This window comes from Ramlibacter aurantiacus, assembly GCF_016722895.1.
GTDB classification, from domain to species: Bacteria; Pseudomonadota; Gammaproteobacteria; order Burkholderiales; family Burkholderiaceae_C; genus Ramlibacter; species Ramlibacter aurantiacus.
In genome coordinates this window covers 376,965-401,638 of sequence record NZ_JAEQNA010000004.1, presented here as the reverse complement: position 1 = coordinate 401,638, position 24,674 = coordinate 376,965, and the positions used below count along the sequence as shown (strand labels likewise).

27 protein-coding genes and 3 tRNA genes are annotated in these 24,674 nt (G+C 69.4%); 8 read left to right on the top strand and 22 right to left on the bottom strand.

What is annotated here, in order from left to right; translation table 11 throughout:
* Nucleotides 1-42: 42 nt before the first annotated feature.
* The 11 genes from JI739_RS13845 to JI739_RS13795 form a co-directional block, all read right to left on the bottom strand.
* Nucleotides 43-117, bottom strand: a tRNA-Thr gene (locus tag JI739_RS13845).
* A gap of 48 nt (nucleotides 118-165) precedes the next feature.
* Nucleotides 166-239: transfer RNA gene (locus JI739_RS13840), tRNA-Gly, on the bottom strand.
* 112 nt (nucleotides 240-351) lie between these two features.
* Nucleotides 352-437 (bottom strand) — tRNA-Tyr (locus JI739_RS13835).
* A 120-nt stretch (nucleotides 438-557) separates the two neighbouring features.
* Nucleotides 558-1,292 (bottom strand): uracil-DNA glycosylase, encoded by a 735-nt coding sequence (locus JI739_RS13830; RefSeq protein WP_201684493.1) that lies wholly within the window; start codon nucleotides 1,290-1,292, stop codon nucleotides 558-560.
* A gap of 4 nt (nucleotides 1,293-1,296) precedes the next feature.
* Nucleotides 1,297-2,085 carry an indole-3-glycerol phosphate synthase TrpC gene (trpC, locus tag JI739_RS13825; protein ID WP_201684492.1) on the bottom strand — a complete coding sequence of 263 codons (789 nt, stop codon included), beginning with the start codon at nucleotides 2,083-2,085 and terminating at the stop codon, nucleotides 1,297-1,299.
* Nucleotides 2,086-2,087: 2 nt separating this feature from the next.
* Complete coding sequence (gene trpD, locus JI739_RS13820; protein WP_201684491.1) at nucleotides 2,088-3,119, bottom strand: anthranilate phosphoribosyltransferase; 1,032 nt, start codon at nucleotides 3,117-3,119, stop codon at nucleotides 2,088-2,090.
* A gap of 44 nt (nucleotides 3,120-3,163) precedes the next feature.
* Nucleotides 3,164-3,736, bottom strand: coding sequence for an anthranilate synthase component II (locus JI739_RS13815; RefSeq protein ID WP_201684490.1), 573 nt, complete (start codon nucleotides 3,734-3,736; stop codon nucleotides 3,164-3,166).
* 3 nt (nucleotides 3,737-3,739) lie between these two features.
* Nucleotides 3,740-5,254, bottom strand: coding sequence for an anthranilate synthase component I (gene trpE, locus JI739_RS13810; RefSeq protein WP_201684489.1), 1,515 nt, complete (start codon nucleotides 5,252-5,254; stop codon nucleotides 3,740-3,742).
* Between the two features lie 227 nt (nucleotides 5,255-5,481).
* On the bottom strand, nucleotides 5,482-6,162 hold the full coding sequence (gene gph / locus JI739_RS13805; RefSeq protein ID WP_201684488.1) for a phosphoglycolate phosphatase: 681 nt from the start codon (nucleotides 6,160-6,162) through the stop codon (nucleotides 5,482-5,484).
* 48 nt (nucleotides 6,163-6,210) lie between these two features.
* Nucleotides 6,211-6,558, bottom strand: coding sequence for a KGG domain-containing protein (locus JI739_RS13800; protein ID WP_201684487.1), 348 nt, complete (start codon nucleotides 6,556-6,558; stop codon nucleotides 6,211-6,213).
* 139 nt (nucleotides 6,559-6,697) lie between these two features.
* Nucleotides 6,698-8,851 (bottom strand): catalase, encoded by a 2,154-nt coding sequence (locus JI739_RS13795; protein WP_201684486.1) that lies wholly within the window; start codon nucleotides 8,849-8,851, stop codon nucleotides 6,698-6,700.
* A gap of 351 nt (nucleotides 8,852-9,202) precedes the next feature.
* On the opposite strand from JI739_RS13795, the gene JI739_RS13790 reads away from it, so the two are divergent.
* Nucleotides 9,203-9,481, top strand: a complete 279-nt coding sequence (locus JI739_RS13790; RefSeq protein WP_201684485.1) for a hypothetical protein — start codon at nucleotides 9,203-9,205, stop codon at nucleotides 9,479-9,481.
* Nucleotides 9,482-9,494: 13 nt separating this feature from the next.
* On the opposite strand, the gene rpe is transcribed toward JI739_RS13790, so the two are convergent.
* Nucleotides 9,495-10,181: a ribulose-phosphate 3-epimerase gene (gene rpe / locus JI739_RS13785; RefSeq protein ID WP_201684484.1), complete on the bottom strand. Its 687-nt coding sequence runs from the start codon at nucleotides 10,179-10,181 to the stop codon at nucleotides 9,495-9,497.
* Between the two features lie 152 nt (nucleotides 10,182-10,333).
* Here rpe and apaG point away from each other — a divergent pair, with 152 nt between their 5' ends.
* From apaG to JI739_RS13770, 3 genes are all read left to right on the top strand, one after another.
* Entirely contained in the window at nucleotides 10,334-10,714 is a 381-nt protein-coding gene (gene apaG, locus JI739_RS13780; protein ID WP_201684483.1) for a Co2+/Mg2+ efflux facilitator ApaG/CorD, read from the top strand.
* A gap of 76 nt (nucleotides 10,715-10,790) precedes the next feature.
* Nucleotides 10,791-12,062 carry a cation:proton antiporter gene (locus JI739_RS13775; RefSeq protein WP_201684482.1) on the top strand — a complete coding sequence of 424 codons (1,272 nt, stop codon included), beginning with the start codon at nucleotides 10,791-10,793 and terminating at the stop codon, nucleotides 12,060-12,062.
* On the top strand, nucleotides 12,055-13,194 hold the full coding sequence (locus JI739_RS13770) for a YbdK family carboxylate-amine ligase (protein WP_201684481.1): 1,140 nt from the start codon (nucleotides 12,055-12,057) through the stop codon (nucleotides 13,192-13,194). The genes JI739_RS13775 and JI739_RS13770 overlap by 8 nt, the downstream gene beginning before the upstream one ends.
* A gap of 6 nt (nucleotides 13,195-13,200) precedes the next feature.
* On the opposite strand, the gene JI739_RS13765 is transcribed toward JI739_RS13770, so the two are convergent.
* Nucleotides 13,201-13,623, bottom strand: a complete 423-nt coding sequence (locus tag JI739_RS13765; RefSeq protein WP_201684480.1) for a hypothetical protein — start codon at nucleotides 13,621-13,623, stop codon at nucleotides 13,201-13,203.
* A 108-nt stretch (nucleotides 13,624-13,731) separates the two neighbouring features.
* Here JI739_RS13765 and thiL point away from each other — a divergent pair, with 108 nt between their 5' ends.
* The 4 genes from thiL to JI739_RS13745 are packed head-to-tail and all read left to right on the top strand — an operon-like array spanning nucleotide 13,732 to nucleotide 16,298.
* The gene (gene thiL, locus JI739_RS13760; protein WP_201684479.1) at nucleotides 13,732-14,685 is read left to right on the top strand and encodes a thiamine-phosphate kinase; all 954 of its coding nucleotides are present in this window, start codon (nucleotides 13,732-13,734) and stop codon (nucleotides 14,683-14,685) included.
* Between the two features lie 13 nt (nucleotides 14,686-14,698).
* Entirely contained in the window at nucleotides 14,699-15,199 is a 501-nt protein-coding gene (locus JI739_RS13755; protein WP_236589565.1) for a thermonuclease family protein, read from the top strand.
* 41 nt (nucleotides 15,200-15,240) lie between these two features.
* Nucleotides 15,241-15,753, top strand: coding sequence for a phosphatidylglycerophosphatase A family protein (locus tag JI739_RS13750; RefSeq protein WP_201684519.1), 513 nt, complete (start codon nucleotides 15,241-15,243; stop codon nucleotides 15,751-15,753).
* On the top strand, nucleotides 15,747-16,298 hold the full coding sequence (locus JI739_RS13745) for a CinA family protein (protein WP_201684477.1): 552 nt from the start codon (nucleotides 15,747-15,749) through the stop codon (nucleotides 16,296-16,298). Before JI739_RS13750 ends, JI739_RS13745 begins: the two co-directional genes overlap by 7 nt.
* On the opposite strand, the gene JI739_RS13740 is transcribed toward JI739_RS13745, so the two are convergent.
* The 9 genes from JI739_RS13740 to argS form a co-directional block, all read right to left on the bottom strand.
* Nucleotides 16,295-17,050, bottom strand: a complete 756-nt coding sequence (locus JI739_RS13740; protein WP_201684476.1) for a YecA/YgfB family protein — start codon at nucleotides 17,048-17,050, stop codon at nucleotides 16,295-16,297. The genes JI739_RS13745 and JI739_RS13740 overlap by 4 nt on opposite strands.
* Nucleotides 17,047-17,460, bottom strand: a complete 414-nt coding sequence (locus JI739_RS13735; protein WP_201684475.1) for a putative toxin-antitoxin system toxin component, PIN family — start codon at nucleotides 17,458-17,460, stop codon at nucleotides 17,047-17,049. The genes JI739_RS13740 and JI739_RS13735 overlap by 4 nt, the downstream gene beginning before the upstream one ends.
* Nucleotides 17,453-18,670, bottom strand: coding sequence for a THUMP domain-containing class I SAM-dependent RNA methyltransferase (locus tag JI739_RS13730; protein ID WP_236589561.1), 1,218 nt, complete (start codon nucleotides 18,668-18,670; stop codon nucleotides 17,453-17,455). The genes JI739_RS13735 and JI739_RS13730 overlap by 8 nt, the downstream gene beginning before the upstream one ends.
* Before the next feature lie 9 nt (nucleotides 18,671-18,679).
* The gene (gene rpoN / locus JI739_RS13725; RefSeq protein ID WP_201684474.1) at nucleotides 18,680-20,200 is read right to left on the bottom strand and encodes an RNA polymerase factor sigma-54; all 1,521 of its coding nucleotides are present in this window, start codon (nucleotides 20,198-20,200) and stop codon (nucleotides 18,680-18,682) included.
* A 3-nt stretch (nucleotides 20,201-20,203) separates the two neighbouring features.
* Nucleotides 20,204-20,986 carry an LPS export ABC transporter ATP-binding protein gene (lptB, locus tag JI739_RS13720; RefSeq protein WP_201684473.1) on the bottom strand — a complete coding sequence of 261 codons (783 nt, stop codon included), beginning with the start codon at nucleotides 20,984-20,986 and terminating at the stop codon, nucleotides 20,204-20,206.
* Nucleotides 20,983-21,612 carry a lipopolysaccharide transport periplasmic protein LptA gene (lptA, locus tag JI739_RS13715; protein ID WP_201684472.1) on the bottom strand — a complete coding sequence of 210 codons (630 nt, stop codon included), beginning with the start codon at nucleotides 21,610-21,612 and terminating at the stop codon, nucleotides 20,983-20,985. The genes lptB and lptA overlap by 4 nt, the downstream gene beginning before the upstream one ends.
* 80 nt (nucleotides 21,613-21,692) lie before the next feature.
* Entirely contained in the window at nucleotides 21,693-22,337 is a 645-nt protein-coding gene (locus JI739_RS13710) for a thiol:disulfide interchange protein DsbA/DsbL (RefSeq protein WP_201684471.1), read from the bottom strand.
* Nucleotides 22,338-22,358: 21 nt separating this feature from the next.
* Complete coding sequence (locus JI739_RS13705; protein ID WP_201684517.1) at nucleotides 22,359-22,961, bottom strand: SPOR domain-containing protein; 603 nt, start codon at nucleotides 22,959-22,961, stop codon at nucleotides 22,359-22,361.
* Nucleotides 22,962-22,981: 20 nt separating this feature from the next.
* Complete coding sequence (gene argS / locus JI739_RS13700) at nucleotides 22,982-24,655, bottom strand: arginine--tRNA ligase (protein WP_201684470.1); 1,674 nt, start codon at nucleotides 24,653-24,655, stop codon at nucleotides 22,982-22,984.
* Nucleotides 24,656-24,674: the final 19 nt, after the last annotated feature.

Below are 24,674 nucleotides of genomic sequence, written 5' to 3'. Positions count from 1 at the left end.
TTTTCGCCCTTCGAAAAAAGTAACTAGACGGTCGATATCAATTGGTGCCCTTGGCGGGAATCGGACCCGCGACCTCTCCCTTACCAAGGGAGTGCTCTACCACTGAGCCACAAGGGCGAAATTCTTTTCGCTCGCGATGCAAATCAACTCGTGCAGACCGACCGGTGGAGCGGGAGACGGGAATCGAACCCGCGTCATTAGCTTGGAAGGCTAAGGTTCTACCATTGAACTACTCCCGCATCGGGCGGAGCTCATCAAGCCCTCGGCAGGCCTACCTGACTACCATCAATCGCAAACTTTTCACATCGCCGCCACCCCATCGGAACCCCACTGCGAAGCCCTTCAGGAAGGTGGTGGAGGAGGCTGGATTCGAACCAGCGTAGGCGTAAGCCAACAGATTTACAGTCTGCCCCCTTTAGCCACTCGGGCACCCCTCCGGCGAACCTCGAAGTATAGCGTGCTTGTTCAGGCTGATCGCTCATGCGGTCTGGAAAAAAACAAAACACGTGCGCGCGAACCTTGGATTGTGCCTTGGTTGGAGCGTGGGCCCTGGGGCTTCAACCGAACGGGTCGTCACAGCCGCGCGCAGCGAGCCAGCGCCGCGCTTGATCGAAATGGCGGCAGCCCAGGAAAGGCTGGGGCGGGCGGGACGCGGACAAGGGCGACGGATGGTTGGCCTGCAGCACCAGCACGTCCCGCGAGTGGGCCGTCGAGACCTGCAGGATGGCGGCGGCCTTGGACTGTGCATGGGCGCCCCACAGCAGGTAGACACAGGGCGAGGCTACCCGGGCCACACGTGCGAGCACGGCATCGGTAAACGCCTCCCAGCCGCGATTCGCGTGGCTGGCCGGACGACCATCTTCGACCGTGAGGCACGTGTTGAGCAGCAGCACGCCGCGCTGGGCCCAATGCACGAGCGAACCGTTCACCGGCGTCTGGCCTAGCTCACGAAAGATGTTCCGCAGCGACGGCGGAATGCGCACCCCGGGCGCCACTGAGAAGGCCAGGCCTTCGGCCTGGCCGGGCCCGTGATAGGGATCCTGTCCCACGATCACCACCCGCACCCGCGACAAGGGGGTGAACTCCAGGGCCCGGAGCGGCCGAGGCGGGTAGATCGTGGCGCCTGCCAGCAGCCGCTCGGACACGAAGCTGCCCAGCCGCTGCCCGTCATCGCTGCGCAGGAACTCGTCCAGTGTCGCCTGCCAATCCGGGGACACCGACCAACTCTGGGGGGCCCACTCGGTGAGCCGATCCGCGGCTTCCTCGAAGCCCAGCCGACTCTGCATCGACATCGGTTCAGCCGAACAACGCGGCCAGGGCCTGGCCCGGGTCGCTCGCTCGCATGAAGGCCTCGCCGACCAGGAACGCGTGTACGCCGCCGGCTCGCATGCGACCGACATCCTCTTGGGACAAGATGCCCGATTCGGTCACGAGCAGGCGGTCGGAGGGCACCCGCGGCAGCAGCGACAAGGTGGTCTCCAGCGACACGTCGAAGCTGCGCAGGTTGCGGTTGTTGATGCCGACGAGCGGTGTGCGCAGCTTCAGGGCGCGGTCCAGTTCGTCGGCATCGTGCACCTCCACCAACACCGCCATGTCGAGTCCTAGCGCAATGCGCTCCAGCTCGGCCATCTGGGCATCGTCGAGGCAGGCGGCGATCAGCAGGATGCAGTCGGCGCCCATCGCCCTCGATTCGTACACCTGGTAGGGATCGACGATGAAGTCCTTGCGCAGCACCGGCAGGTCGCACGACGCGCGGGCCTGCTTGAGGTAGTCGGGCTGACCCTGGAAAAACTGGCGGTCGGTCAGGACAGACAAGCAGGCCGCGCCGTGCTCGGCATAGCTCTGCGCGATGTCCGCCGGCATGAAGTCCGGTCGCAACACGCCCTTGCTCGGGCTCGCCTTCTTGATCTCGGCGATCACCGCGCTGTGGCCGGCCGCAATCTTGCGGCGCATCGCACCCACGAAGTCACGCGTGAGGACACGGCTCTCGGCATCGGCCCGCATAACGTCCAGCGGGACACGCTTGCGCGCCGCGCTCACCTCCTCGCGCTTGACCGCGACGATCTTCTGCAGGATGTCGGACATGCTCAGCCCTCCTTGCGGGCGGCGAACCGCACCAGGTCGTCGAGCTTGGCCTTGGCCGCACCCGACTCGAGTGCCCGGCGTGCCAGGCCGATGCCCGCTTCGATCGTCGGCGCCACATCGGCGGCGTACAGCGCAACCCCCGCGTTCAACACCACGATGTCGCGCGCCGGCCCCGGCTGGTTGTCCAGCACCCCACGCATGAGCTGGAGCGACTGCTCGGGCGTCTCCACCTTCAGGGCCCGATTGCTGGCCATGGGCAGCCCGAAATCCTCCGGATGGATCTCGTACTCGGTGACCTGGCCGTTCTTCAACTCGCCGACCAGCGTGGCCGCGCCCAGACTGACCTCGTCCATCCCGTCACGTCCGTAGACGACCAGGGCATGCACCGCGCCCAGCCGCTGCAGCGCGCGCACCTGGATGCCCACCAGGTCCGGATGAAACACACCCATGAGGATGTGCGGCGCGCCGGCCGGGTTGGTCAGCGGCCCCAGGATGTTGAAGATCGTGCGCACGCCCAGCTCCTTGCGCACCGGGGCCACGTTCTTCATGGCCGGGTGATGGTTGGGCGCGAACATGAATCCAATGCCCACCTCGGCGATGCAGCGGGCGATCTCTTCGGGCGACAGGTGGATGTTCAGCCCCATGGCTTCCAGCACATCGGCGCTGCCCGACTTGCTGCTCACGCTGCGGCCACCGTGCTTGCTGACCCGGGCGCCGCCAGCGGCCGCCACGAACATCGCGCAGGTGGAGATGTTGAAGGTGTGCGAGCCATCGCCGCCCGTGCCCACGATGTCGACGAGGTGCGTGCGATCGGCCACGTGGACCTTCGTCGCGAACTCGCGCATGACCTCGGCAGCGGCCGTGATCTCGCCGATGGTTTCCTTCTTCACGCGCAGGCCGGTGACGAGGGCCGCGGTCATCACCGGCGACAGCTCGCCGCCCATGATGAGCCGCATGATCTTGAGCATCTCGTCGTGGAAGATCTCGCGGTGCTCAATGGTGCGCTGCAGCGCTTCCTGTGGAGTGATGGACATGGCGGGTGCTCCGGATGAATGAGGACGGGACGGCGCAGCAGCGGCTAGCGGGCCTGCTCGAGGAAATTGCGCAGCATCGCGTGGCCGTGCTCGGTGAGGATGGACTCCGGGTGGAACTGCACGCCCTGGATCGGCAGTTCGCGGTGCCGCACCCCCATGATCTCGCCGTCATCCGTCCAGGCGGTGGTTGCCAGCTCGGCCGGGCATGTCGCCTTCTCGATGGACAGCGAGTGGTAGCGATTGACCGTGAACCGCCCGGGAAGGTCGCGAAAGACGCCTTCGCCGGTGGTCGTGATCTCGCTGGTCTTGCCGTGCATCAGCTCCTGCGCGCGCACGATGCGGCCGCCGAAGGCCGCGCCGATGCTCTGGTGCCCCAGGCACACGCCCAGCATCGGCAGCTTGCCGGCGAAATGGCGGATGGCCTGCACCGAGATGCCGGCCTCGGCGGGTGAACACGGGCCGGGCGAGATCACCAGGCGATCGGGCTGGCGCTGCGCAATGCCTTCGATCGTGATTTCGTCGTTGCGGAACACCTCCACCTGCGCGCCCAGCTCGCCGAAGTACTGCACCAGGTTGTAGGTGAAGCTGTCGTAGTTGTCGATCATCAGCAGCTTCATGGCTTACTCCAGTCCTTCCTCGACCAGCTCCGACGCGCGCAGCAGCGCACGGGCCTTGGCTTCGGTTTCCTTCCACTCGAGCTCGGGGACCGAGTCGGCCACCACGCCGGCTGCCGCCTGCACGTAGAGCGTCTGGTCCTTCACGATGCCGGTGCGGATGGCGATGGCGACGTCCATGTCGCCGGCGTAGCTCAGGTAGCCGCACGCCCCGCCGTAGATGCCGCGCTTGGTGGGTTCGAGCTGGTCGATCAGCTCCATCGCATGCACCTTGGGCGCACCCGTGAGCGTGCCGGCGGGGAAGGTGGCGCGCAGCACGTCCATGTTGCTCATGCCTTCGTTCAGCACGCCTTCCACGTTGCTCACGATGTGCATCACATGGCTGTAGCGTTCGACCACGAAAGCCTCGGTCACCTTGACGCTGCCGGTGCGGGCGATGCGGCCGATGTCGTTGCGCGCCAAGTCGATCAGCATCACGTGCTCGGCCCGCTCCTTCGGATCGGACAGCAGGTCCTGCTCGGTCGCCTTGTCCAGCTCCGGCGTGGCGCCCCGCGCGCGGGTGCCCGCCAACGGCCGGATCGTGATCTTCTGGCCCTCGGGCGTTTGCTCCTGCCGCACCAGGATCTCGGGCGAGGCGCCCACCACGTGGAAGTCGTCACCGGCCGCGCCACTGAAGTTGTAGTAGTACATGTACGGGCTGGGATTGAGCGAACGCAGCGCGCGGTACAGCGACAGCGGCGACTCGGTGTAGCGCTTCTTGATTCGCTGGCCCACCTGCACCTGCATGAAGTCGCCGGCCGCGATCAGATCCTTGGCACGCGCCACCGCCTCCAGGTAATCGGCCTTGGCGAATTCGCGCTCGGCGGGAAAGCCTTGGGTCTGCTTCAGGGCCGGCGCGCTCACTGAATAGCGCAGCAGATCCTTCAATTCACGCAGGCGCTTCTTGCCATTGGCATAGGCCTCGGGCTGGGCCGGGTCGGCGTAGACGATGAGGTACAGCTTGCCCGACAGGTTGTCGATCACCGCCAGCTCTTCGCACTGCAGCAGCAGGATGTCGGGGCAGCCCAAGGTATCGGGTGGGCAGCCGTGCTCGAGTTTCTTCTCGATGTAGCGCACGGTGTCGTAGCCGAAGTAGCCCGCGAGGCCGCCGCAGAACCGCGGCAGGCCGGGGCGAAGGGCAACCTTGAAGCGCTTCTGGTAGGCCTCGATGAAGTCGAGCGGGTTGCCGCTGGCGGTTTCGATGACCTGGCCGTCGCGGACCACTTCGGTGCGGGCATCGGCGCCGAAGCCGCTGGACCGCAGGAAGGTTCGCGCCGGCAGGCCGATGAAGCTGTAGCGCCCGAAGCGCTCGCCGCCGACCACCGACTCGAGCAGGAAGCTGAGCCGGCCGTCGCCGCGGGCATGCGCCAGCTTCAGGTACAGCGACAGGGGGGTTTCGAGGTCCGCGAAGGCCTCGGCGATCAGGGGAATACGGTTGTAGCCCTGCAGGGCCAGACTCTTGAATTCGAGTTCGGTGATCACGGGTGAGCCTCCACAAGCTCGGGCGGACTGAGGGGGTGCAGCCGCCGGGGAATTCGATCGGTGCCCCGGGGACCGGGGCGCTGGGGCACGGGGTGTGCCCCGTGCAATCAGGTTCGCACGTTCACTGGCTTACGCCAGGGCCAGGCTCCCCGGTCGGAGCAACCTGTGATGGTGGTGCGGTGGATGAACATGGCCGGCCAGTGTAGCAAAGCACCTGTGCCCACGGATCAGGCAGACCCTGCTGCCGGCGCCAGCAGTTCGGCCATCGAGTCGAGGTAGGCGTCGGCCCCTGCGGACTCGATAGGCTGCCCGTGGTTGTAGCCATAGCGCATCAGCACGACCGGGCAGCCGGCGGCCCGGGCGGCCATCGCATCGTTGACCGAGTCGCCGATCATCAGCGTGCGCCGGGGCTGCGCGCCCAGCGCCTGGCAGGTCAGCTCCACGGGGAGCGGGTGGGGTTTGCGTTGCGCGAATGCATCGCCGCCGAACACCCATTCGAAGGAGCCGCGCAGCGACTTCGCGTCCAGCAGCACCTCGGCAAACGCCTGCGGCTTGTTGGTCAGGCAGGCCAGCCGAAGCCCCCGGTCGCGCAGACCGGCCAGGGCCTCTCGCACGCCCGGATACACGCGTGCGTGCCGGCCGTTCACCGCCTCGTACTGCCGCGCCCAGACGGCGTGCGCCGCTGGCAGCAGGTCCGTGCCGGCACCGGCGGCTTCCAGGGCCGAGCGAACCAGGAACTCCGAGCCCTTGCCCACCATCCGCTCGACCTGCCCCACCGGCAGCGTGGGCCGGTGCAGTTCCTCCAGCATGGCGTTGACCGACGCTGCCAGATCACCCAGCGTGTCGACCAGCGTGCCGTCGAGGTCCACGATGGCGGCGTCCAGCCGCGACAGATCCGGAAGGCTCATGCGCAGCGAGTGTGCCCGAGGCCGGCCCCGGGCCGGCGGCCGCCGGGTTCAGCGCGACTCGTCGCCGCCGCCTCCCTGGGGGACCGAGCCGCCACCCTCCGCCTGGTCCTGCGATCTGGTGCCTCGCGCCCCGCGTGCGCCGCTGGCTTCCCCACCCTTGCGCCCGGCGATCCGCGCCTCTTCGGAGGTGAACTCATGCGCCGTGCCCTTCTCGTGCGCGGCCTTGCCGCCCTTGCTGCCGGCGCGCCGTGCCTCCTCGGAGGTGAACTGGTGCGCATTGCCGCTCTCGTGCGCCGCCTTGCCGCCCTTGCTCGCGATGGCGCGCTGACGCTCGGGGTCCATCGAGGCAAAGCCGCGCCGGCTTCCGCCTTGCTTGCCTTCGCTGTTCGTTGCCATACCGCTCTCCGACTGATTCGTTGCGGGCCGGCAGGTCGCCGGCCTTCGAGTGCATTGGGAGACAGGAGCGAGCTGAAACGGGTCGGCGGCCCGTGCAAGCGACCGTAGGAAAGCGCCTGCGTGACCAGGGCCTGCGACCTCAGGCGGGGACCGACTCCACGACCCGCTGCCAGTGCCGGTGACGGGCGATGGCCTGCACGAACTCCTGGGCCATCTGCAGCCGCATGGCCGGATCGTTGCGCCCCAGCACCACCCCGGGATGCGGAGCGTCCTCGGGCGCGCCGATGCGCAGCAGCTGCGCACCCTCGCCGATCAGGCACAAAGCCTTGCCGTGGCGGAACGCCTCGAGCACGAAGTGCAGCGCCTCGCCGTTGCGGCACAGCACCTGCGCGCTGGCGGCGCCGGCCGGCACCATTACGGCGTCGAACATCACCGACGGCATGGTGGCGAAGGTGTGGTCCACGTTCAGTTGCTGCCCCGATGACGTCGACACCACCCCGAGGTGGGCGGCCACGACCCGCGTGACCAGGCCGTGGTCGTGCAGCACCTGCTGCAGCACCTTCATCGCGCCGACTTCGACGCCGTGCGCGACCAGGATGGCCACGCGCCGCGTCGCCAGGGCTGCGCCGACTCCGTTCACGTCCATGCTCAGCGCAGCCGAATGCTCCAGCGTGACGGTCGTCGCTCGCGCGTCGCGGAAACCGGCCCGACCCGCCGCCGCGCGCGGGTCCGGCGCAGCGATGCCCAAGGGTTCGGCCACCTTGCGCGCCAGCCGCGCGTCGACGTGCGCCAGGTTGTCGACCACCCGTTGCCGGATCGATGCCAGCTGCACCTTCGACAGCTCGACCTGGAATGCGGCGATCAGGTGCTCCTTCTCGTACGCGCTCTGGCTGTTCCAGAACAACGTGGCCTGGCTGAAGTGGTCGTCGAAGCTGGGGCTGCGCCGCCTCGATTTCGGCGGCTCGATGCCGTCCGCGATGCTCTGGAAGCCCTGCTGTCCACCATCGACCCGGAACTCCGAGCCGTTGGCCAGCGTGTTCGGCTCATAGCCCACCGGACCCCGCGGGATCGACAGGCGGTGCTTGCCGTCGCGCAGGAAGTTGTGGACCGGGCACACCGTCCGATTGATCGGCAGCTCGTTGTAATTGGGTCCGCCCAGGCGCGAGATCTGGCTGCTGGTGTACGAGAACAGCCGCCCCTGCAAGAGCGGATCGGCACTGAAGTCGATCCCCGGCACCAGGTTGCCGGGATGGAAGGCCACCTGCTCCGTCTCTGCGAAAAAGTTGTCGGGGTTGCCGTTCAGCACCAGCCGGCCCACCGGCAGCACCGGGACCAGTTCCTCGGGTATCAGCTTGGTGGGGTCGAGCAGGTCGATGCCCAGCTGGTCGGCCTTGTCCTCGTCGATCAGCTGCAGGCCCAGCTCCCATTCGGGGAAGCGCCCGTCGGCAATGGCCTCCCACAGGTCGCGCCGCAGGAAATCGGGGTCCTTGCCGGCGATCTTCTGCGCCTCGTCCCACAGCAGGGCATGCCGACCCAGCTTGGCGCGCCAGTGGAACTTCACGAAGTGAGCCGCGCCGTGTGCGTTCACCAGCCGGAAGGTGTGCACACCGAAGCCGTCCATCATCCGCAGGCTGCGGGGCAGCGCGCGGTCCGACATCAGCCACAGCAGCATGTGCGTGGTTTCGGGCAGCAGCGAGCTGAAATCCCAGAACGTGTCGTGCCCGCAGGACGCCTGCGGCATGCCGTGGTGCGGCTCGGGCCGCAGCGCGTGCATCAGGTCCGGCAGCTTCATCGCGTCCTGGATGAAGAACACCGGCATGCTGCTGCCCACCAGGTCGTAGTTGCCCTCGCGGGTGTAGAACTTCACGGCGAAGCCGCGCACGTCGCGCACCGTGTCGGCCGACCCCCGTTCGCCGGTCAAGCCGGAGAAGCGCACGAACACCGGCGTGCGGCTCCCGGCCTCCTGCAGGAAGTCGGCCCGGGTGTAGGTGGACAGCGAGCGGTACAGCTCGAAATAGCCATGGGCCGCGGCGCCGCGCGCGAACATCACGCGTTCGGAAATGCGCTCGTGGTCGAAGTGGGTGAGCTTCTCCCGCAGGACGAAGTCCTCGAGCAGCGTGGGCCCACGGACACCGGCCCGCAGGGAATTGTGGTTGTCGGGCACCACCACGCCCTGCTGGGTCGTGAGCTGGCTCTCGGCGGCCTGCAGATACGGCTCGATCTGCCGGTGCTTGGCCAGCATGCCGTCGGACGCCTTCGGCTTGCGTTGGGCGTCCTGCTTTGACTGGGGCATTCGTGTTCCTGAAACAGCGGTGTCGCGGTGCTCACCCTTCGAGTTCGAGGGCCGCGTCGATGACGCTGACCACCAGCGCCACGGCGATCACGCCGCCGGCACTCGCCGCACACCACACCAGCCACTCGGGCCATGCAGCCAGTACTTCCATGGGGGATCTCCTTGGGCAATCGAACCCGAGCTTAGGCAAGCTCATGGGCGAAAACCCGTAGCCCCCCGACGGGCGCGTTTGTCGGCGCAGGTGGCATGCGCGGGTAGGACCGCGCCGACGCCACGGCCCAGCTCCAGCCATGGCCTGCGGCGGCCCTTCGTCCTACGATGAACCGCCGGCCGCTTGGGCAAGATGCCGGCATGAAAGACGATCCGCGCAGCAGCACGAACCCGGCCCGTCCTGACCGGCCCACCTCGCAGGGCAACACCCAGCCGGCCCAGGGCGAGACGCAACAGCCGGTGCCGCGCCGGCAATACGAGCGCGACCAGTCGGCGGACAGCCAGGTCGCCGACAACCCGTCGATGGGCTCGATCGGCCGCATTGCGCAAACGGACGCCGAGCGTGGCGTGGCCGACACCAGCAAGGGCAAGGAGCTGGACGAAACCTACCAGCGCCAGAAGCCCGGCACCGAGCGCTGAGGCGCCCGCGCGCTCAGCCGGCCAGCGCGGTGCGCATGTCGCCGATCACGGCGCGATAGTCCGGCTTGCCGAAGATCGCGCTGCCGGCCACGAAGGTGTCGGCGCCGGCAGCCGCGACACGCGCGATGTTGTCCGCCTTGATGCCGCCATCGACCTCCAGCCGAATATCGCGTCCGCTGGCCTCGATACGGCGGCGCGCCTGCTCGATTTTGCGCAGCGACGACTCGATGAAGCTCTGGCCGCCGAACCCGGGGTTCACGCTCATGATGAGGATGAGGTCCAGCTCGTCGATGGTCCAGTCCAGCACGTCCAGCGGCGTGCCGGGGTTGAACACCAGCCCCGGCTTGCATCCGCGGGCGCGGATCGCCTGGATGCTCCGATGGACATGCCCCGTCGCCTCCGGATGGAAGCTGATGTACTGCGCCCCCGCATCCGCGAACATTTGAGCCAGCGCATCCACCGGCTCCACCATCAGGTGCACGTCGATCGGCACCGCCGTGCCGTCATCCCGCACCGCATGCGGCTTCAGCGCCGAGCACACCATGGGTCCGAAAGTCAGGTTGGGCACGTAATGGTTGTCCATCACGTCGAAGTGAATCCAGTCGGCCCCGGCGGCAATGACCTGCCGCACCTCCTCGCCCAGGCGGGCGAAATCGGCCGAGAGGATGGAGGGAGCAATGCGGTGGACGGTGGAGGTCATCCGCCAATTGTGGCAAAGCCGAACTCATGGGCCGGCGCGCAGCGCCAGGCCGAACCAGCGGCTACCGCGGAACCGGCTTTGCCGGGCCGCTGGTCGCGCGCCCTTGGGGGGGCGGCCGACAGGCCGCCTCGGGGGGTTGCTACTATTCCCGGATGGCCAAGTACCAGTTCCGCGTGGAAGTCGCGCCCCAATACCTGCCCGAGCAATCGGCACCCGGCCAAGGCATCCACAGCTTCGCCTACACCATCACCATCACCAACACCGGCGACGTGCCGGCCCAACTGATCTCGCGCCACTGGGTCATCACCGACGCCAATGGGCAGCTCGAAGAGGTCAAGGGCCTCGGCGTGGTCGGCCAGCAGCCGCTGCTCAAACCCGGAGAAGCCTTCCAGTACACCAGCGGCTGCCGGCTGCGGACCGCCACCGGCAGCATGCACGGCAGCTACTTCTGCGTCGCCGAAGACGGTGAGCGGTTCGAGGTGCCGATCCCGCTGTTCGCGCTCGAAGACGGGTCGCGGCGCGTGCTGCACTGAATTCCCCAGACCTGGCCGGCGACCACCCTCGCCAGCCCGAACTTGACCGCGGCGCAGTCGCCGCGAAGGCGTTGACATGATCGATCACATGGCCATCTGGTCTGCCTGGCTGCGGACCTCGGCCGGACTCCCCGCCGTGCAATGGTCGCTGCTGCTGGCGCTGGCGGCGGCCGCCGGCCACCTGGTGCAACGGCACATGGGCCTGCCCAAGGTGGTGGGCTACTCCGTGGTCGGCGCCATCGCTGGCCTGGCGGGTTTCGGCGGTGACGTCTGGCCGCTGAACGGCATCAGCCTGTTCGTGCTGGAGCTGGGCGTGTCGCTGGTGCTGTTCGAGGCCGGCGGGCGCCTGGCGCTGCGCTGGTTCCGGCACAACCCCATGGTGCTGCTGCAAAGCTTGCTCGAGGCGGTGTTCACCTACGCCCTCGTCTACTACACCATGCGCTGGCTGGGCATGACCGGCAATGTGGCCGAGGCGCTGGCGATCATCGGCGTGGTCAGCTCGCCCGCCGTCCTGAGCCGGGTCCGCCTGGACACCCGCGCCACCGGCCCCGTGACCGAACGCGCCCTGGCGCTCACCACCTTGGGTTCCCTGTATGCGCTCGCACTGGTCAGCGCCCGCACGCGGGTCATGCACCTGCCGCGAGAGACGCTGATGGACACCCTGCTGCCGATCGGCAGCGTGCTCGGCCTGTCGCTGCTGGTGGGCGTGGTCCTGGCGCTGGTGCTGCGACTGGCGCTGCGGATCATGAGCCCGACCAGCGAGAACACCTCCATGCTGCTGCTCACGCTGATCGGCGCCACCGCCGCGCTGGCGGGCCACTTCGGCGGATCGGCGGCCCTGGCGGCGTTGATCGGCGGCTTGGTGCTCAAGCAATTCAACCCGCGGCCCTTCACCTGGCCCAGGCAACTGGGCACGGCGGGGTCGCTGCTGATCATGCTGACCTTCGTGCTGGTGTCGGTGGTGGCGGCGCGGGCGTCATGGAATTCCGCCGTGGCCGGCGTGGTGCTGGCCCTGCTGGCCGCCCGGTTCGCCGGCAAGGTGCTGGGCGTCGGCACTGCGAACTGGGGCAGCGGCCTGGGCTGGCAACAAGCCTTCTGGACCGCCTGCGCGATGCAACCCCTGTCCGCCGTGGCGCTGCTGCTGGTCGCCCAGTACGCCACCTCATCGCTCACGCTGGGGCCGCAGATCGCCGCGGTGGCGCTGCCCGCGATCCTGGTGATGGAGGCGCTCGGCGCCATCGTGGCCACGCTCGCGCTCTACGCCACGGGCGAAAGTTCACGCGCCCTGTCGCTGCAAAGCGCGGCAGAGGGGCCGCCCAGCACACCCGCAGGAACACAACGTGGCTGAGAACTCCAAGCCTCCCGTCCTCGAACCCTTCCAGCAGTCGGCGCCGTTGACGCTCGGGGTCGAACTCGAGCTGCAGCTGGTCAACACGCACGACTACGACCTCGCCCCGTATTCGGACGAGATGCTGCGCCTGATGAAGCGCTACGAGCTGCCGGGCAGCGTGGTGCCGGAGATGACCTCCAGCATGATCGAGATCTCCACCGGCGTCTGCCGCGACACCGCCCAGGTGCTGCAGGAGCTGCGGCAGATTCGCGACGCGCTGGTCAAGTGCGCCGACAAGCTCAACATCGACGTGGTCGGCGGCGGCACCCACCCCTACCAGCAGTGGCACGAGCAGCGCATCTACGACCGGCCCCGCTTTCGCCAGCTGTCCGAGCTGTACGGCTACCTCAGCAAGCAGTTCACCATCTTCGGCCAGCACGTGCACATCGGCTGCCCGGATGCCGACGCGGCGCTGCTGATGCTGCACCGGATGTCGCGCTACATCCCGCACTTCATCGCGCTGTCGGCCTCCTCGCCCTTCGTGCAGGGGCAGGACACGCAGTTCGACTCCGCGCGCCTGAACTCGGTGTTCGCCTTCCCGATGTCCGGACGCGCGCCGTTCACGCTGTCGTGGGAGCAGTTCGGCGAGTTCTTCGCCAAGACCACGCGCACTGGCGTGATCAAGAGCATGAAGGACTTCTACTGGGACATCCGGCCCAAGCCCGAATACGGGACCATCGAGATCCGGGTCTTCGACACGCCACTGACCATCGAGCGCGCGTGCGCGCTGTCCGGCTTCGTGCAGGCACTGGCCTCGTGGTTCATGAACGAGCAGCCGTTCATGCCCCAGGAGGACGACTACATGGTCTACACCTACAACCGGTTCCAGGCATGCCGCTTCGGGCTCGATGCGGTGTACGTGGAGCCGGCCACCGGCGAGCACGTGTCCTTGCGCGAACACATCGTGCAGACCGCCGATCGCATCCGCCCGCACGCTGAGAAGCTGGGCGCCGCAGCGGGCCTGGCCATGCTGGCTGAAGACGCCGCCGGTGGTCGCAACGACGCGCGTTGGCTGCGCGAGCTGCAAAACCGCGAACGGCTGCTGGCCGAAGTCGTGCGCCGCGCGGCCCTGCGGTTTCGGGACGGGTAGCGGGGACTAATGTTCGGCGCCGCGGTGCTGACTGCCGGGAATGCGCAGCCCCGGGGTGCCGTGCGGCTGGCTGCGCTGCGCGCACAGGCCACGCAGGTTGGCCACCAGCAAGTCGTGCCGGGCCTGCAGCATGCGCAGGTCGGTTTCGGGGTCGTCCGGCGCTGGCGGGGCGCGGCGTGCCAGGTGGCGGCGCAGGACCAGCAGCTTCAATTCGGAATGGCACAGCAGCAGCTCGCCCAGCTCACCGCGGCCGCCGGGGAACGCCTTGTCCGTGAGGACGCGCACCAGATCCAAGTTGGCGTGGGTGCGCTCGTAACGGCCGAGGTCCGAGGGGTCCTCGCGCCAATGGTCGAAGCTGCTCGCGTACACGTCGAGGATCTCGCTCAACTGGTGGGCGAGGGTCCTGATCTTCAGCTCGGTTGCCGGCATGGTCCTGCGTCGTTCACAGCGCCTGAGTCTGCCGTGTTGTGGTCCGGCCGTGGGGCGCCCGGCACACCAGGCTGAAAGCAGCTGTTTCGTGGCTATGCTCGGGCGCTCATGGGTGAATTCGAGCTGATCGACCGTTTCTTCAGGCGTCCGGTGCGCCGGCAGCCGCTGGGCATCGGCGACGACTGCGCGCTGCTCGCGCCGGCACCGGGCATGCAGCTGGCCGTGTCGTCCGACCTGCTGGTCGAAGGCCGGCACTTCCTGTCCACGGTCGATCCCGCTCGCCTGGGGCACAAGTGCCTGGCCGTCAACCTCAGTGACCTGGGCGCCTGCGGCGCCCGGCCCGTCGCCTTCACCCTGGCCCTGTCGCTGCCGCAGGCGGACGCGGCGTGGCTCGCGCCGTTCGCGAACGGACTGCTGGCGCTGGCGGACGAGCACGGCTGCGAACTGGTCGGCGGCGACACCACGCGCGGGCCCCTGACGGTCTGCATCACCGTGTTCGGCGACGTGCCCGCCGGGCAGGCCCTGCTGCGCAGCAGCGCTCGTCCCGGCGACGAGGTCTGGGTCAGCGGCCACCTGGGCGATGCCCGGGCGGCGCTGGAAGTGTTCCGGGGCCGGCTGTCGCTGCCCACCCCGGCATTCGAGAAGGCGCGCGCGCGCCTCGAACAGCCCACGCCTCGGGTGGCGCTGGGGCAGGCGCTGCGGGGCACGGCCACGGCGGCCATCGATGTCAGCGACGGCCTCGCCGGCGACCTGGGACACATCCTGCGCCAATCGGGCGTGGGCGCCTGCCTGTCGCAGCCGGCCCTGCCGCCGCTCATGGCCATCTCGGACGCGTTGGCGACCGACCCCGCACTCGCGTGCGTGCTGCACGGCGGCGACGACTATGAGCTCGCGTTCACCGCGCCGGCGGAGCGGCACCAGGCCGTGATCCGCGCCGCGGCCCGGTCGCGCACCCCGGTGCATTGCATCGGCCGCATCGAGGCCGAGCCCGGGCTGCGGCTGCGCGACGCTCAAGGTCACATCACCTCGGTGCGCGATGCCGGATTCGATCACTTTGCCTGAGCGCTCTTGCTCCTTGCCCGCGCGCCGAGCCACCTGTCGGCTGCTGCTGGCCCTGTTGCCGCTGCTGGCGCCGCCGGCTTGGGCCGAACCACGGCTGCTGCGCGGTGTGGTGACGCACGTCACCGACGGCGACTCGATTCGCGTGCGCCCGGCCGATGGGGGCGCGCCGCAGGCCGTGCGCCTGCGCGGGATCGATGCGCCGGAGATCTGCCAGCGCCACGGACGCGCCGCGCGCAGCGCCTTGCAGGAGCGCCTGCTGCACCAGCCGGTGCTGCTGCGCATGCACGGGCGTGACAGCTACGAACGCTTGCTGGCCGACGTGGCCGCGCCGCACACGCCCGACCTGGGTGCCTGGCTGGTGGCCCAGGGCCATGCCTGGGCCGCCGCACGCGGCCCCCGCGGCCGCTATGCGGCCGAACAGGCCCTGGCGCGCAGCGAAGGGCGGGGGCTGTGGGCCCAGCCACGCCCGCTCGCGCCGCGCGAGTTCCGGCGTCGCCACGGGCGCTGCGCATGACGCCGTTGCAAGCAGTCATCCCGCTCGCCGAAATCGAGGCGATGGCACCGGGTGCCGCGCCGGCGCAGCGGCCGGGCTGGCGTTTCGTGTTCGCCCACCCGGCGCACGCGCTCGCCATGGGCTTCGGAGCAGGCCTGTCGCCGGTCGCCCCGGGCACGGTCGGCACGCTCTGGGGCTGGGCCAGTTTCCTGCTCCTGCAGGCCGTGCTCGCGCCGGCCATGCTGGGCTGGGTGATTGCCGGCGGGGTCGCCCTGGGTTGGTGGGCCTGCGCGGTCACCGCGCGCCGGCTCGGCGCCTGCGATCCGCGGCCGATCGTCTGGGACGAGATCGTCGCGTTCTGGATCGTGCTGTGGCTGGTGACGCCGGCCGGCTGGCTGGCCCAGCTGGCCGCGTTCGCCCTGTTCCGCTACTTCGACGCCGCCAAGCCAGGGCCCGTCGGCTGGGCGGACCAGCTGTTCCACGGCTGGGGCTGGCGCGGTGGACTGGGCGTGATGTTCGACGACCTGGTGGCGGCGTTCTGCGTGCTGCTGGTGATGGCAGCCTGGAGATGGTGATGACCGATTCGCCCGACGCGACCGCCGTGCCGATTCTGTGCGCCGAGCTGGCCGAGCGGCTGCAGGCGCGCGGCTGGATGTTGGCCACGGCCGAGAGCTGCACAGGCGGCCTGATCGCCGCGGCCTGCACCGACCGCGCCGGCTCCAGCGGCTGGTTCGACCGCGGCTTCGTCACCTACTCGAACGAGGCCAAGACCGAGGTGCTCGGGGTCGATCCCGGCTGGATCGCCGCGCACGGCGCCGTGAGCGAGGTGGTCGCGCGGGCCCTGGCGCACGGAGCCATCCGGCATTCACGGGCGCAGGTGGCGGTGGCCGTCACCGGCATCGCGGGTCCGGGCGGTGGCAGCGCGGACAAGCCGGTGGGCACCGTGTGGTTCGGCTTCGTCGTCGATGGCCGCCTCAGCAGCGAAGCGCGGCACTTTCCAGGCGACCGCGCCGCCATCCGCGCGGCGACGGTGCGCCACGCGCTGCAGCGGCTGGTGGTGCTGGTCGATGCGGCGCCGTTTCCGCCTGCGATCGACTCGTCATCGGGCGATTCGGCCTAGGCGCCGTGGCACTTCTTGTATTTCTTGCCGCTTCCGCAGGGGCACGGATCGTTGCGGCCCGGCTCCGGCGCCTTGCGCAGGGGCTGCGTATTCGGGCCCAGGCTTTGCCAGAGGCGGTACAGGTCGAGCACCGACCACACCGAATGGCCGTATGCGTGCAGGCGCTCCTCGCTGATCGTGGGCGGCCCGTTCTCCTCGAACATGGACAGCGAAGGCGTACCGGTGTCGGGCGTGGTCAGGGCCGCGATCGCGTCCAACGCGTCGTCGAGGACGACCGCCAGCTCCTTGTCGCGCGGCGGCGCCCAGTCTTCCTCGAACGCCTCGACGGCCCACAGGAAGCCGTGCGCCCAGGCCGCGCCGAAGGGGGGCAGCTGGTCGAGGTCCACGCCTTCACGCTCGTCCTGCGGCAGCGCCAGGTGGGCGCCCCGCAGGTCCAGCATTTCAGGAAAGTAGCGCGGCACTTCGTCCGGCTTCTGGTCCATGGCCTCCTGGAACAGCACCCGCACTTCCGCCAGCCGGCGCTTGAAGCCCAGGACGAACTCCATGTGCTCCATCGGCCGGAAGGATTCGCCCATCAGCACGGGCCAGTACTCCTCGGACTCGATCTCGCGCCGCGTGCACACCAGGGCCGCCAGGAAGCCGTCGCAGAACTCCCAGTTGGGAATGGATTCGTCGTGCTCGCGCATGGCGTCGAGCGCTTCGTCCAGCGCATCGAAATCTTCGGGCGTGAGGGGAGCTTGCAGGTCTTTCATGGGCGGGACGGGGGCCAGTTCGGATGGACGGGAATCGACCAGGCCGCCAGCCGCTTGCGCAGCGCCAGCACGGCCCGGTCGCGGCTGACCAGCGCGGCACGCCGGGCGAAAGCCAGGTCGATGAACATCTGGTCGTCGGGGTCGCGGCAGCGCACGGGTGCCGCGGCGCCCGGTTCGACCCGGCGCACCTGCCGGTCGAACGCGTGCAACACGGCTTGCGCGCCCTGCCGCAGGCGCGGCGCGATGGCCGGGTAGGCCAGCACCCGCGCCAGTTCGTCGCGCATGGGGTCGGTGGCCAGCCAGTGGACCCGCTCCTCGTGCAGCGCGTGCCGCAGCGGCTCGCACCGGCTGTCCATGAAGACGAGCAGGTCGAGCGCGATGTGGGTGTCGAGGACGAGGGCCTCAGGCATGGCCGCCCCGCACGCGGGCCGAGCCGGCCACCATGTCGAAGCGGAACAGGCGGCACTCGATCGGGCCGTTCCACATCGGCACGCGGCGCGACTCCTTCAGCCGCATGCGCGTGGGCAGCTTCAGGTCGGGCGTGAGCACGTAGGCCGTCCAGCCGGCGTAGTTCTTCTTCCAGTGCGCCGCCAGGGCAGCGAAGAAGTCGCCCGCTTCGTCGGTCTGCGCGCGTTCGCGGCCGGCCTGGCTGCGGCCGGCGAAGCCCGCGGATTCAATGCGCTCGCCGTAGGGCGGATTGACCAGCATCACCCCCGGCTCCTGCACCGGCGGCAGCCGCTGCAACGCGTCGCCGCCCCGGAACTGCACCATCCCGGCGACGCCGGCGCGCTCGGCGTTGCGGTTGGCGAAGTCGACCATGCGGAAGGCCACGTCGCTGCCGTGGATGGGGACGGGCGAAGGCCGCTGCATCTGCTCGGCCTCGGCCTTGAGCTGCGTCCAGGCCGAAGCCTCGAAGGGCAGCAGGCGTTCGAAGCCGAAGCGGCGGCGCGAGCCCGGCGCGATGCGGCAAGCCAGCTGGGCCGCCTCGATGGCGATGGTGCCGCTGCCGCAGAAGGGGTCGTACAGCGGAACCTCGGCGTCCCAGCCGCTGGCCGCGAGCATGGCGGCCGCCAGCGTCTCCTTCAGCGGCGCCTCGCCCTTGTCCTCGCGCCAGCCGCGTTTGAACAGCGGCTCGCCGCTGGTGTCCACGTACAGCGTGGCCTCGGCCGGCCCGAGGTGGGCGTGCAGGCGCACGTCGGGCCGCTGCGTGTCCACGTCGGGCCGGGTGCCGGCGCGCTCGCGGAAGCGGTCGACCACCGCGTCCTTGACCTTCAGGGTGGCGAAGTTCAGGCTTTTCAGCGGGCTGTGCTGCGCGGTGAGTTCGACCTTGAAGCGCTGGCGCGCTTGGAACCAGGTTTCCCAGGCCACGCCGTGCGCCAGCTCATACAGGTCAGCCTCGTTGCGATAAGGACCGTGCGCCACCTGCACCAGCACGCGCTGCGCGAGCCGGCTGTGCAGGTTCAGCCGCAGGGCCTGGTCCCAGCCTGCGCGCAGCAGCACGCCCGCGCGGCCGACCAGCAGGTCATCGCCAGCCAGGCCGGTGAGGCGGTGCACCTCGTCGGCGAGAAAGCCCTCGACGCCGGCGGCGCAGGGCAGGAACAAGGTCATGGGGGCGGGCATCGATCGGTCCTAGAGCGCCTTGCGCAGGTTGGCCGGCGCGATCCGCAGCGCCTCGCGGTACTTGGCGACGGTGCGGCGGGCGCATTCGATGCCCTGCTCCTTGAGCATCTCGGAGATCTGGCTGTCCGACAGCGGCCTGCGGTTGTCCTCGCTGCCGACGAACTGCTGGATCAGCGCGCGCACCGCGGTGCTGGACGCGTTGCCGCCAGTCTCGGTGCCCAGCGAGGAGCCGAAGAAGTACTTGAGCTCGAAGGTGCCGTAGGGCGTGGACATGTACTTGGCGGTGGTCACGCGCGAGATGGTCGACTCGTGCAGGCCCAGCTCGTCGGCGATCTCGCGCAGCACCAGCGGCCGCATGGCCAGTGCCCCATGCTGGAAGAAGGCCTTCTGGCGCTCGACGATCGCGTTGGACACCCGCAGGATGGTGTCGAAACGCTGCTGGATGTTCTTGATGAACCAGCGGGCTTCCTGCAGCCGTTGCTGCAGGCCCTGGTGGCCGCCGCCCCGATGGGCCTTGAGCGCGCCGGCATAGATGTCGTGCACCCGCAGCCGCGGCATCACGTCCGGGTTGAGCTGCACCCGCAGGCGCAGCTGGCCCCCGCGAAGACTGCGCGTGACGATGACGTCGGGCACCACGACGTTGCGCTCGACATCGACGAAGCGGCGCCCGGGCTTGGGGTCGAGCCTGGCGATCAAGGCCAGCACCAGGCGCAGCCGGGCCTCGGGGGCGCCGGTGAGCTGGGCCAGGCGCCGGAAGTCACGCCGCGCGAGCAGTTCCATCGGGTGCCGGCAGACCTCGAGCGCCAGGTCACGCAATTCGGCATCGTCGGCCTCGCCGCCCTGCGCGCGCAGCTGCAGGCTGAGGCACTCGGCGAGGTTGCGCGCACCGACCCCGGCCGGCTCCAGGTGGTGCAGCAGGCCCAGGGCCACGGTGAAGTGGTGCACCAGCTCCTCCTGCTGGGGAGGGTCGTCCGGCGCGAGCGAGGCGGCGAGGGATTCGAGCGAGTCCTCGAGGTAGCCGTCGTCGTCGAGCGACTCGATGAGGAAGCGCAACGCCGCGGTGTCGGCCTCGTTCAGCCGCAAGGCCAGGGCCTGGCGATGCAGGTGCGCCTGCAGCGATTCGCCGCTGCGCGCCAGCTCGGTGGCATCGACCTCGTCGCCGTCGTCGGTGCGACGCGCGGGCGCATCGCCACCCCATTCGGCATCGTCGGCGGCCACGTCGGTGCTGCCATCGCCGCCCCAGTCGCTGGGCTCGACCTCAGTAGCACCGCCCTCGTCGTCCCCGCCGGACCCCGCATCAGGCAGCTCGGCCGGGCCGGCGTCCTCGGCCGGCGCATCGGCCACCGCCACCCCGAACTCCTCCCGCGGTGCCGCGTCCTGCGCCAGCTCCAGGAAGGGGTTGTCGTCGAGCATCTGCTCGACCTCCTGCGACAACTCGAGCGTGGACAGCTGCAGCAGCCGGATCGACTGCTGCAGCTGAGGCGTGAGTGCCAGGTGCTGCGAGACCCGGAGGGAGAGGCCCTGTTTCATGGGCTACATCCGGAAGTGTTCGCCGAGGTAGACGCGCCGCACGTCGGCGTTGTTGACGATCTCGTTGGGCGTGCCTTCGGCCAGCACCTGCCCGTCGCTGATGATGTAGGCGTGATCGCAGATGCCCAGCGTCTCGCGCACGTTGTGATCGGTGATCAGCACGCCGATGCCGCGCGACTTGAGAAAGGCGATGATTCGCTGGATCTCGATGACCGCGATGGGATCGATGCCGGCGAAGGGCTCATCCAGCAGGATGAAGCGTGGCTGGGTGGCCAGCGCCCGCGCGATCTCCACCCGCCGTCGCTCGCCACCGGACAGGGCGACCGCCGGCGAGGCGCGCAGGTGCTCGACCCGCAGCTCTTGCAGCAGCTCCGTCAGCCGGCGCTCGATCTCCGATCGAGCCAACGGACGGCCCTGGCCATCCCGCTGCAGTTCCAGCACGGCACGCACGTTGTCTTCGACGTTGAGGCGCCGAAAAATCGAGGCCTCCTGCGGCAGGTAGGACAGGCCCAGGCGCGAACGGCGGTGGATGGGCATGTCCTGCACCGGCCGCCCGTCGATGGAGATTTCGCCGGCATCGGCGCGCACCAGCCCGACGATCATGTAGAACGAAGTGGTCTTGCCGGCGCCGTTGGGGCCGAGCAGGCCCACCACCTCGCCCTTGGCGACGTCCAGCGTCACGTCCTTGACCACGCGGCGGCTGCCATAGCTTTTCTGCAGGTGCCGTGCCTGCAGCAGGCTTTGGCCCGGCTCTTCCAGCGGGCGAGACGAGGCAGCCTCGGTCACCGGCGCTCCCCGCCGGTGGTCGTGCTCGGGCGCAGCGGCGCAGCCGGCGCAGGGCGCGGCGCGGCGGCACCAGCCGACGACTCGGTGGTTCGCGGCGAGAGCACGGCACGCACGCGTCCACCCGGATTGGCCGGCGTGGCGCGGCCCGCGGTGGTGCTGCCATCGACCGTGTAGACCTCGGTGGTGTTGTCGTAGGTGATCAGGTTGCCGCTGGTCTCGTCGGCCACGGTGGGCCCGACCAGCCGGCGCATCTCGGCCCGCCCGATGAAGCGCACGCGGTCGGCGCGGCCGTCGTATTCGATGGTCTCGCCCTCGCCTTCGATGTACTCGTCCACGCCCTCGCGCTTCTGGCGCCAGAAGGCGCGCTGCCCAGGCTCGGCCGTCACCACGGCGTGCTGGAAGCCCTGGGGGTCCTGCCGGACCTCGATGCGCGCGCCGCGCACGACGATGGTGCCCTTGGTGGCCACCACCTTGCCGGTGAAGACGCTGGTCTGGCGCAGGTCGTCATACCGCAACGCGTCGGCCTCCACGTTCAGCGGCTTGTCGCGATCGGCCTTCTCGGCCAGCACCGGAGGGACCGCGAAGGCCCCGACCAGCAGCACCAGGGTCAGGATGTGGGTTCTCATACGGCACGAATCTTGCGTGGCATTGTAGCCACCGACCCTTGGCATCCGTGCGGCCGGGGATTGGGAGGTCAGCGGCCGTTTCAGTTCGGGCTCTTTCGCGCTTCGGCGATCAGGAAATCGGCCAGCTGCAATGAGCGGCCGAGGCTGCCCGCCATGCTGGCGTCGGTGTAGTAGCGGCCGGCGATGCCCAGCGCCGGCACCCCTTCGACGCCATACGCATCCTGCAGTTGCACGGCCTGCCGCGCCTTGGCGGTGACTTGCTCGGAAACGAACACCTCCTGGAAGCGCCGCTCGTCCAGCCCGTTCTTGACCGCCCACGCCAGCATGCCGTCGGGCCGGTTCATGGGCTGGCGCTCCATGTGGATGGCGTGGAACACCTTGGCATGCAACTCGTCGAGCTTGCCCAGGGCCTGCAGCGTGTAGAACAGCCGCTGCTGGGGCGCGAAGTCAGGCCGGAACGCCACGGGCACGCGGCGCAGCACCACGTCCGCCGGTTGCTGGCGCGACCAGGCTTCCAGCTGCGGCTCGAAGGCATTGCAGTGCGGGCAGCTGTACCAGAAGAACTCGATGACCTCGACCTGCTTCGGGCCGGCCTCGGTGGGCACGCGCCGCGCGAGCGCCCGGTAGTCCTGGCCTTCACGCGGCAGGCGCTGGGCCCGGGCCCAGCCGGTGGTCGCGAGGGCGGCGGCGCCCAGCAGGGCGGCGGACAGGTCACGTCGGTTCATGGTGCGGGCTTTCCTTCCGGTTCAGCGCTGGACGCGCACGAGGGCGGCTTCGAAGCCACCCGACTCCAGGCGCGAGCGGCTGCGCTCGGCATCCTCCTTGCGTTCGAAGGGGCCCACGCGCACGCGGTACACCTGGCGGCCCAATTGCTCGCGTTCGGTGACCCGCGCGTCCAGCCCCATCAGGGAGAGCTTGGCCCGCTGGGCTTCCGCATCCTCGGCGGTGCGGAAGGCGCCGGCCTGGACGAAGTAGATGAACGGATCGGCGGCAGCCGTGCTGGCCCGGGAGGCGGCGAATTCGCCCAGGGGATCGCCGGGTGTGGCCGCGCTGCGTGCCGGTGCGGGCGCCGGTGCCGCAGCGGCCGGCGCCTGGACCGGCGCACCGGGTTCGGCGGCAGGTGCTGCCTGCGGCCGAGCCGGGTTCTTGCCGTAGAGGGGCGCGTTGGGATCCCAGTTCTGGTTCTTGCGGGATTCGGCCGCGTCCTGCTCGGGCGTGCGGCCCTGGCTCTTGTTCAGGAAGGGGACGGGCACCTTGGTGACGTAGACCGCGACCGCCAGGGCGGCCGCGAGGCCGAGCACCACGCCGATGATGAGTCCGAGGAAGGTATTTCCTCGCTGCTGCTGGATCTTCACGCTGTTCCTGCCGATCACATCTTGTGCGGAGCGCTCACGCCCAGCATCGCCAAACCATTTTGCAGCACCTGTGCGCACGCGGCCACCAGGGCGAGACGGGCCTTCTTGACCGCCTCGTCCTCGACCAGGATGCGCTCGCTGTCGTAGTAGCTGTGATAGGCCGCCGAGAGCTCGCGCAGGTAGAAGGTGACGTCATGCGGCGCGAAGTCGGTGGCGGCCGCCGCGAGCATGGCCGGATAGCGCGACAGCACCATCATCAGCGCCTGCGCCGCGGGGCTGTCCAGCGGCGACAGGTCGGCCCCGTGCAGGTCCTGCACCCGCCCGCCCCAGGCCGACAGCACCGAGCAGATGCGGGCATGGGCGTACTGCACGTAGTACACCGGGTTGTCGTTGTTCTGCGCCAGCGCCAGGTCGACATCGAAGACGTACTCGGTGTCGGGCTTGCGCGAGAGCAGGAAGAAGCGCACCGCGTCCTTGCTGGTCCACTCGATCAGGTCGCGCAGCGTGACGTAGCTGCCCGCGCGCTTGGAGATCTTGACCTCCTGGCCGCCACGCATCACGCGCACCATGGTGTGCAGCACGTAGTCGGGGTAGCCGGGCGGAATGCCCACGCCGGCCGCCTGCAGCCCCGCGCGCACGCGGGCGATGGTGCCGTGGTGGTCGGTGCCCTGGATGTTCACCACCTTCTCGAAGCCGCGCTCCCACTTGGTGATGTGGTAGGCCACGTCGGGGACGAAGTAGGTGTAGGTTCCGTCGGACTTGCGCATCACGCGGTCCTTGTCGTCGCCGTACTCGGTGGAACGCAGCCACAGCGCGCCGTCCTGCTCGTAGGTCTTGCCCGCCTCCTGGAGCCGGCGCACGGTGTCGGCCACCTTGCCGCTGGTGTAGAGGCTGGACTCGAGGTAGTAGTGGTCGAAGCGCACCGCGAAGGCCTGCAGGTCCAGGTCCTGCTCGTGGCGCAGGTAGGCCACGGCGAACTGGCGGATGCCGTCGAGATCGTCGACGTTCCCCGAGGCGGTGAACGCGCGGTCGTCGGCCTTCACGGTCTTGCCGGCCATGAAGTCGTCGGCGATGTCGGCGATGTAGTCGCCGTTGTACGCCGCCTCCGGCCACTCGTCGTCGCCCGGCTTGCAGCCCTTGGCGCGCAGCTGGGTCGAGCGCGCCAGGGTCTCGATCTGCACGCCCGCGTCGTTGTAATAGAACTCGCGGTGCACCTGCCAGCCCTGGCTGGCGTACAGGTTGCAGATGGCATCGCCCAGGGCGGCCTGCCGGCCGTGGCCCACGTGCAAGGGACCGGTGGGGTTGGCCGAGACGAATTCGACCATCATGCGCCGGCCGTTGGCCGGCTGGTGGCCGTAGGCGGCGCCGCCTTCGAGGACCTCGCGCACGACCTGCTGCTTGGCCAGCGGCTTGAGGCGGATGTTGATGAAACCGGGACCGGCGAGGTCGACGGCATCGACCCAGCGCTGGAAGGCCTCGCGCGCGAGCAGGTCGGCGCGCAGCGATTCGGCCACCTGCCGCGGGTTCTGCTTCAGCGCCTTGGCCAGCTGCATGGCGGCGGTGCAGGCCAGGTCGCCGTGGGCCGCCGCCTTGGGCGATTCGAACGCCGCTTTTGCGCCGGCGCCGGGCTGCAGCCGTTCGAGCGCGGCGGCCAGCGCGCCGAGCAGTTCTTGGGTCACGAGGAGCATCGCGGGATTTTACGGGCCG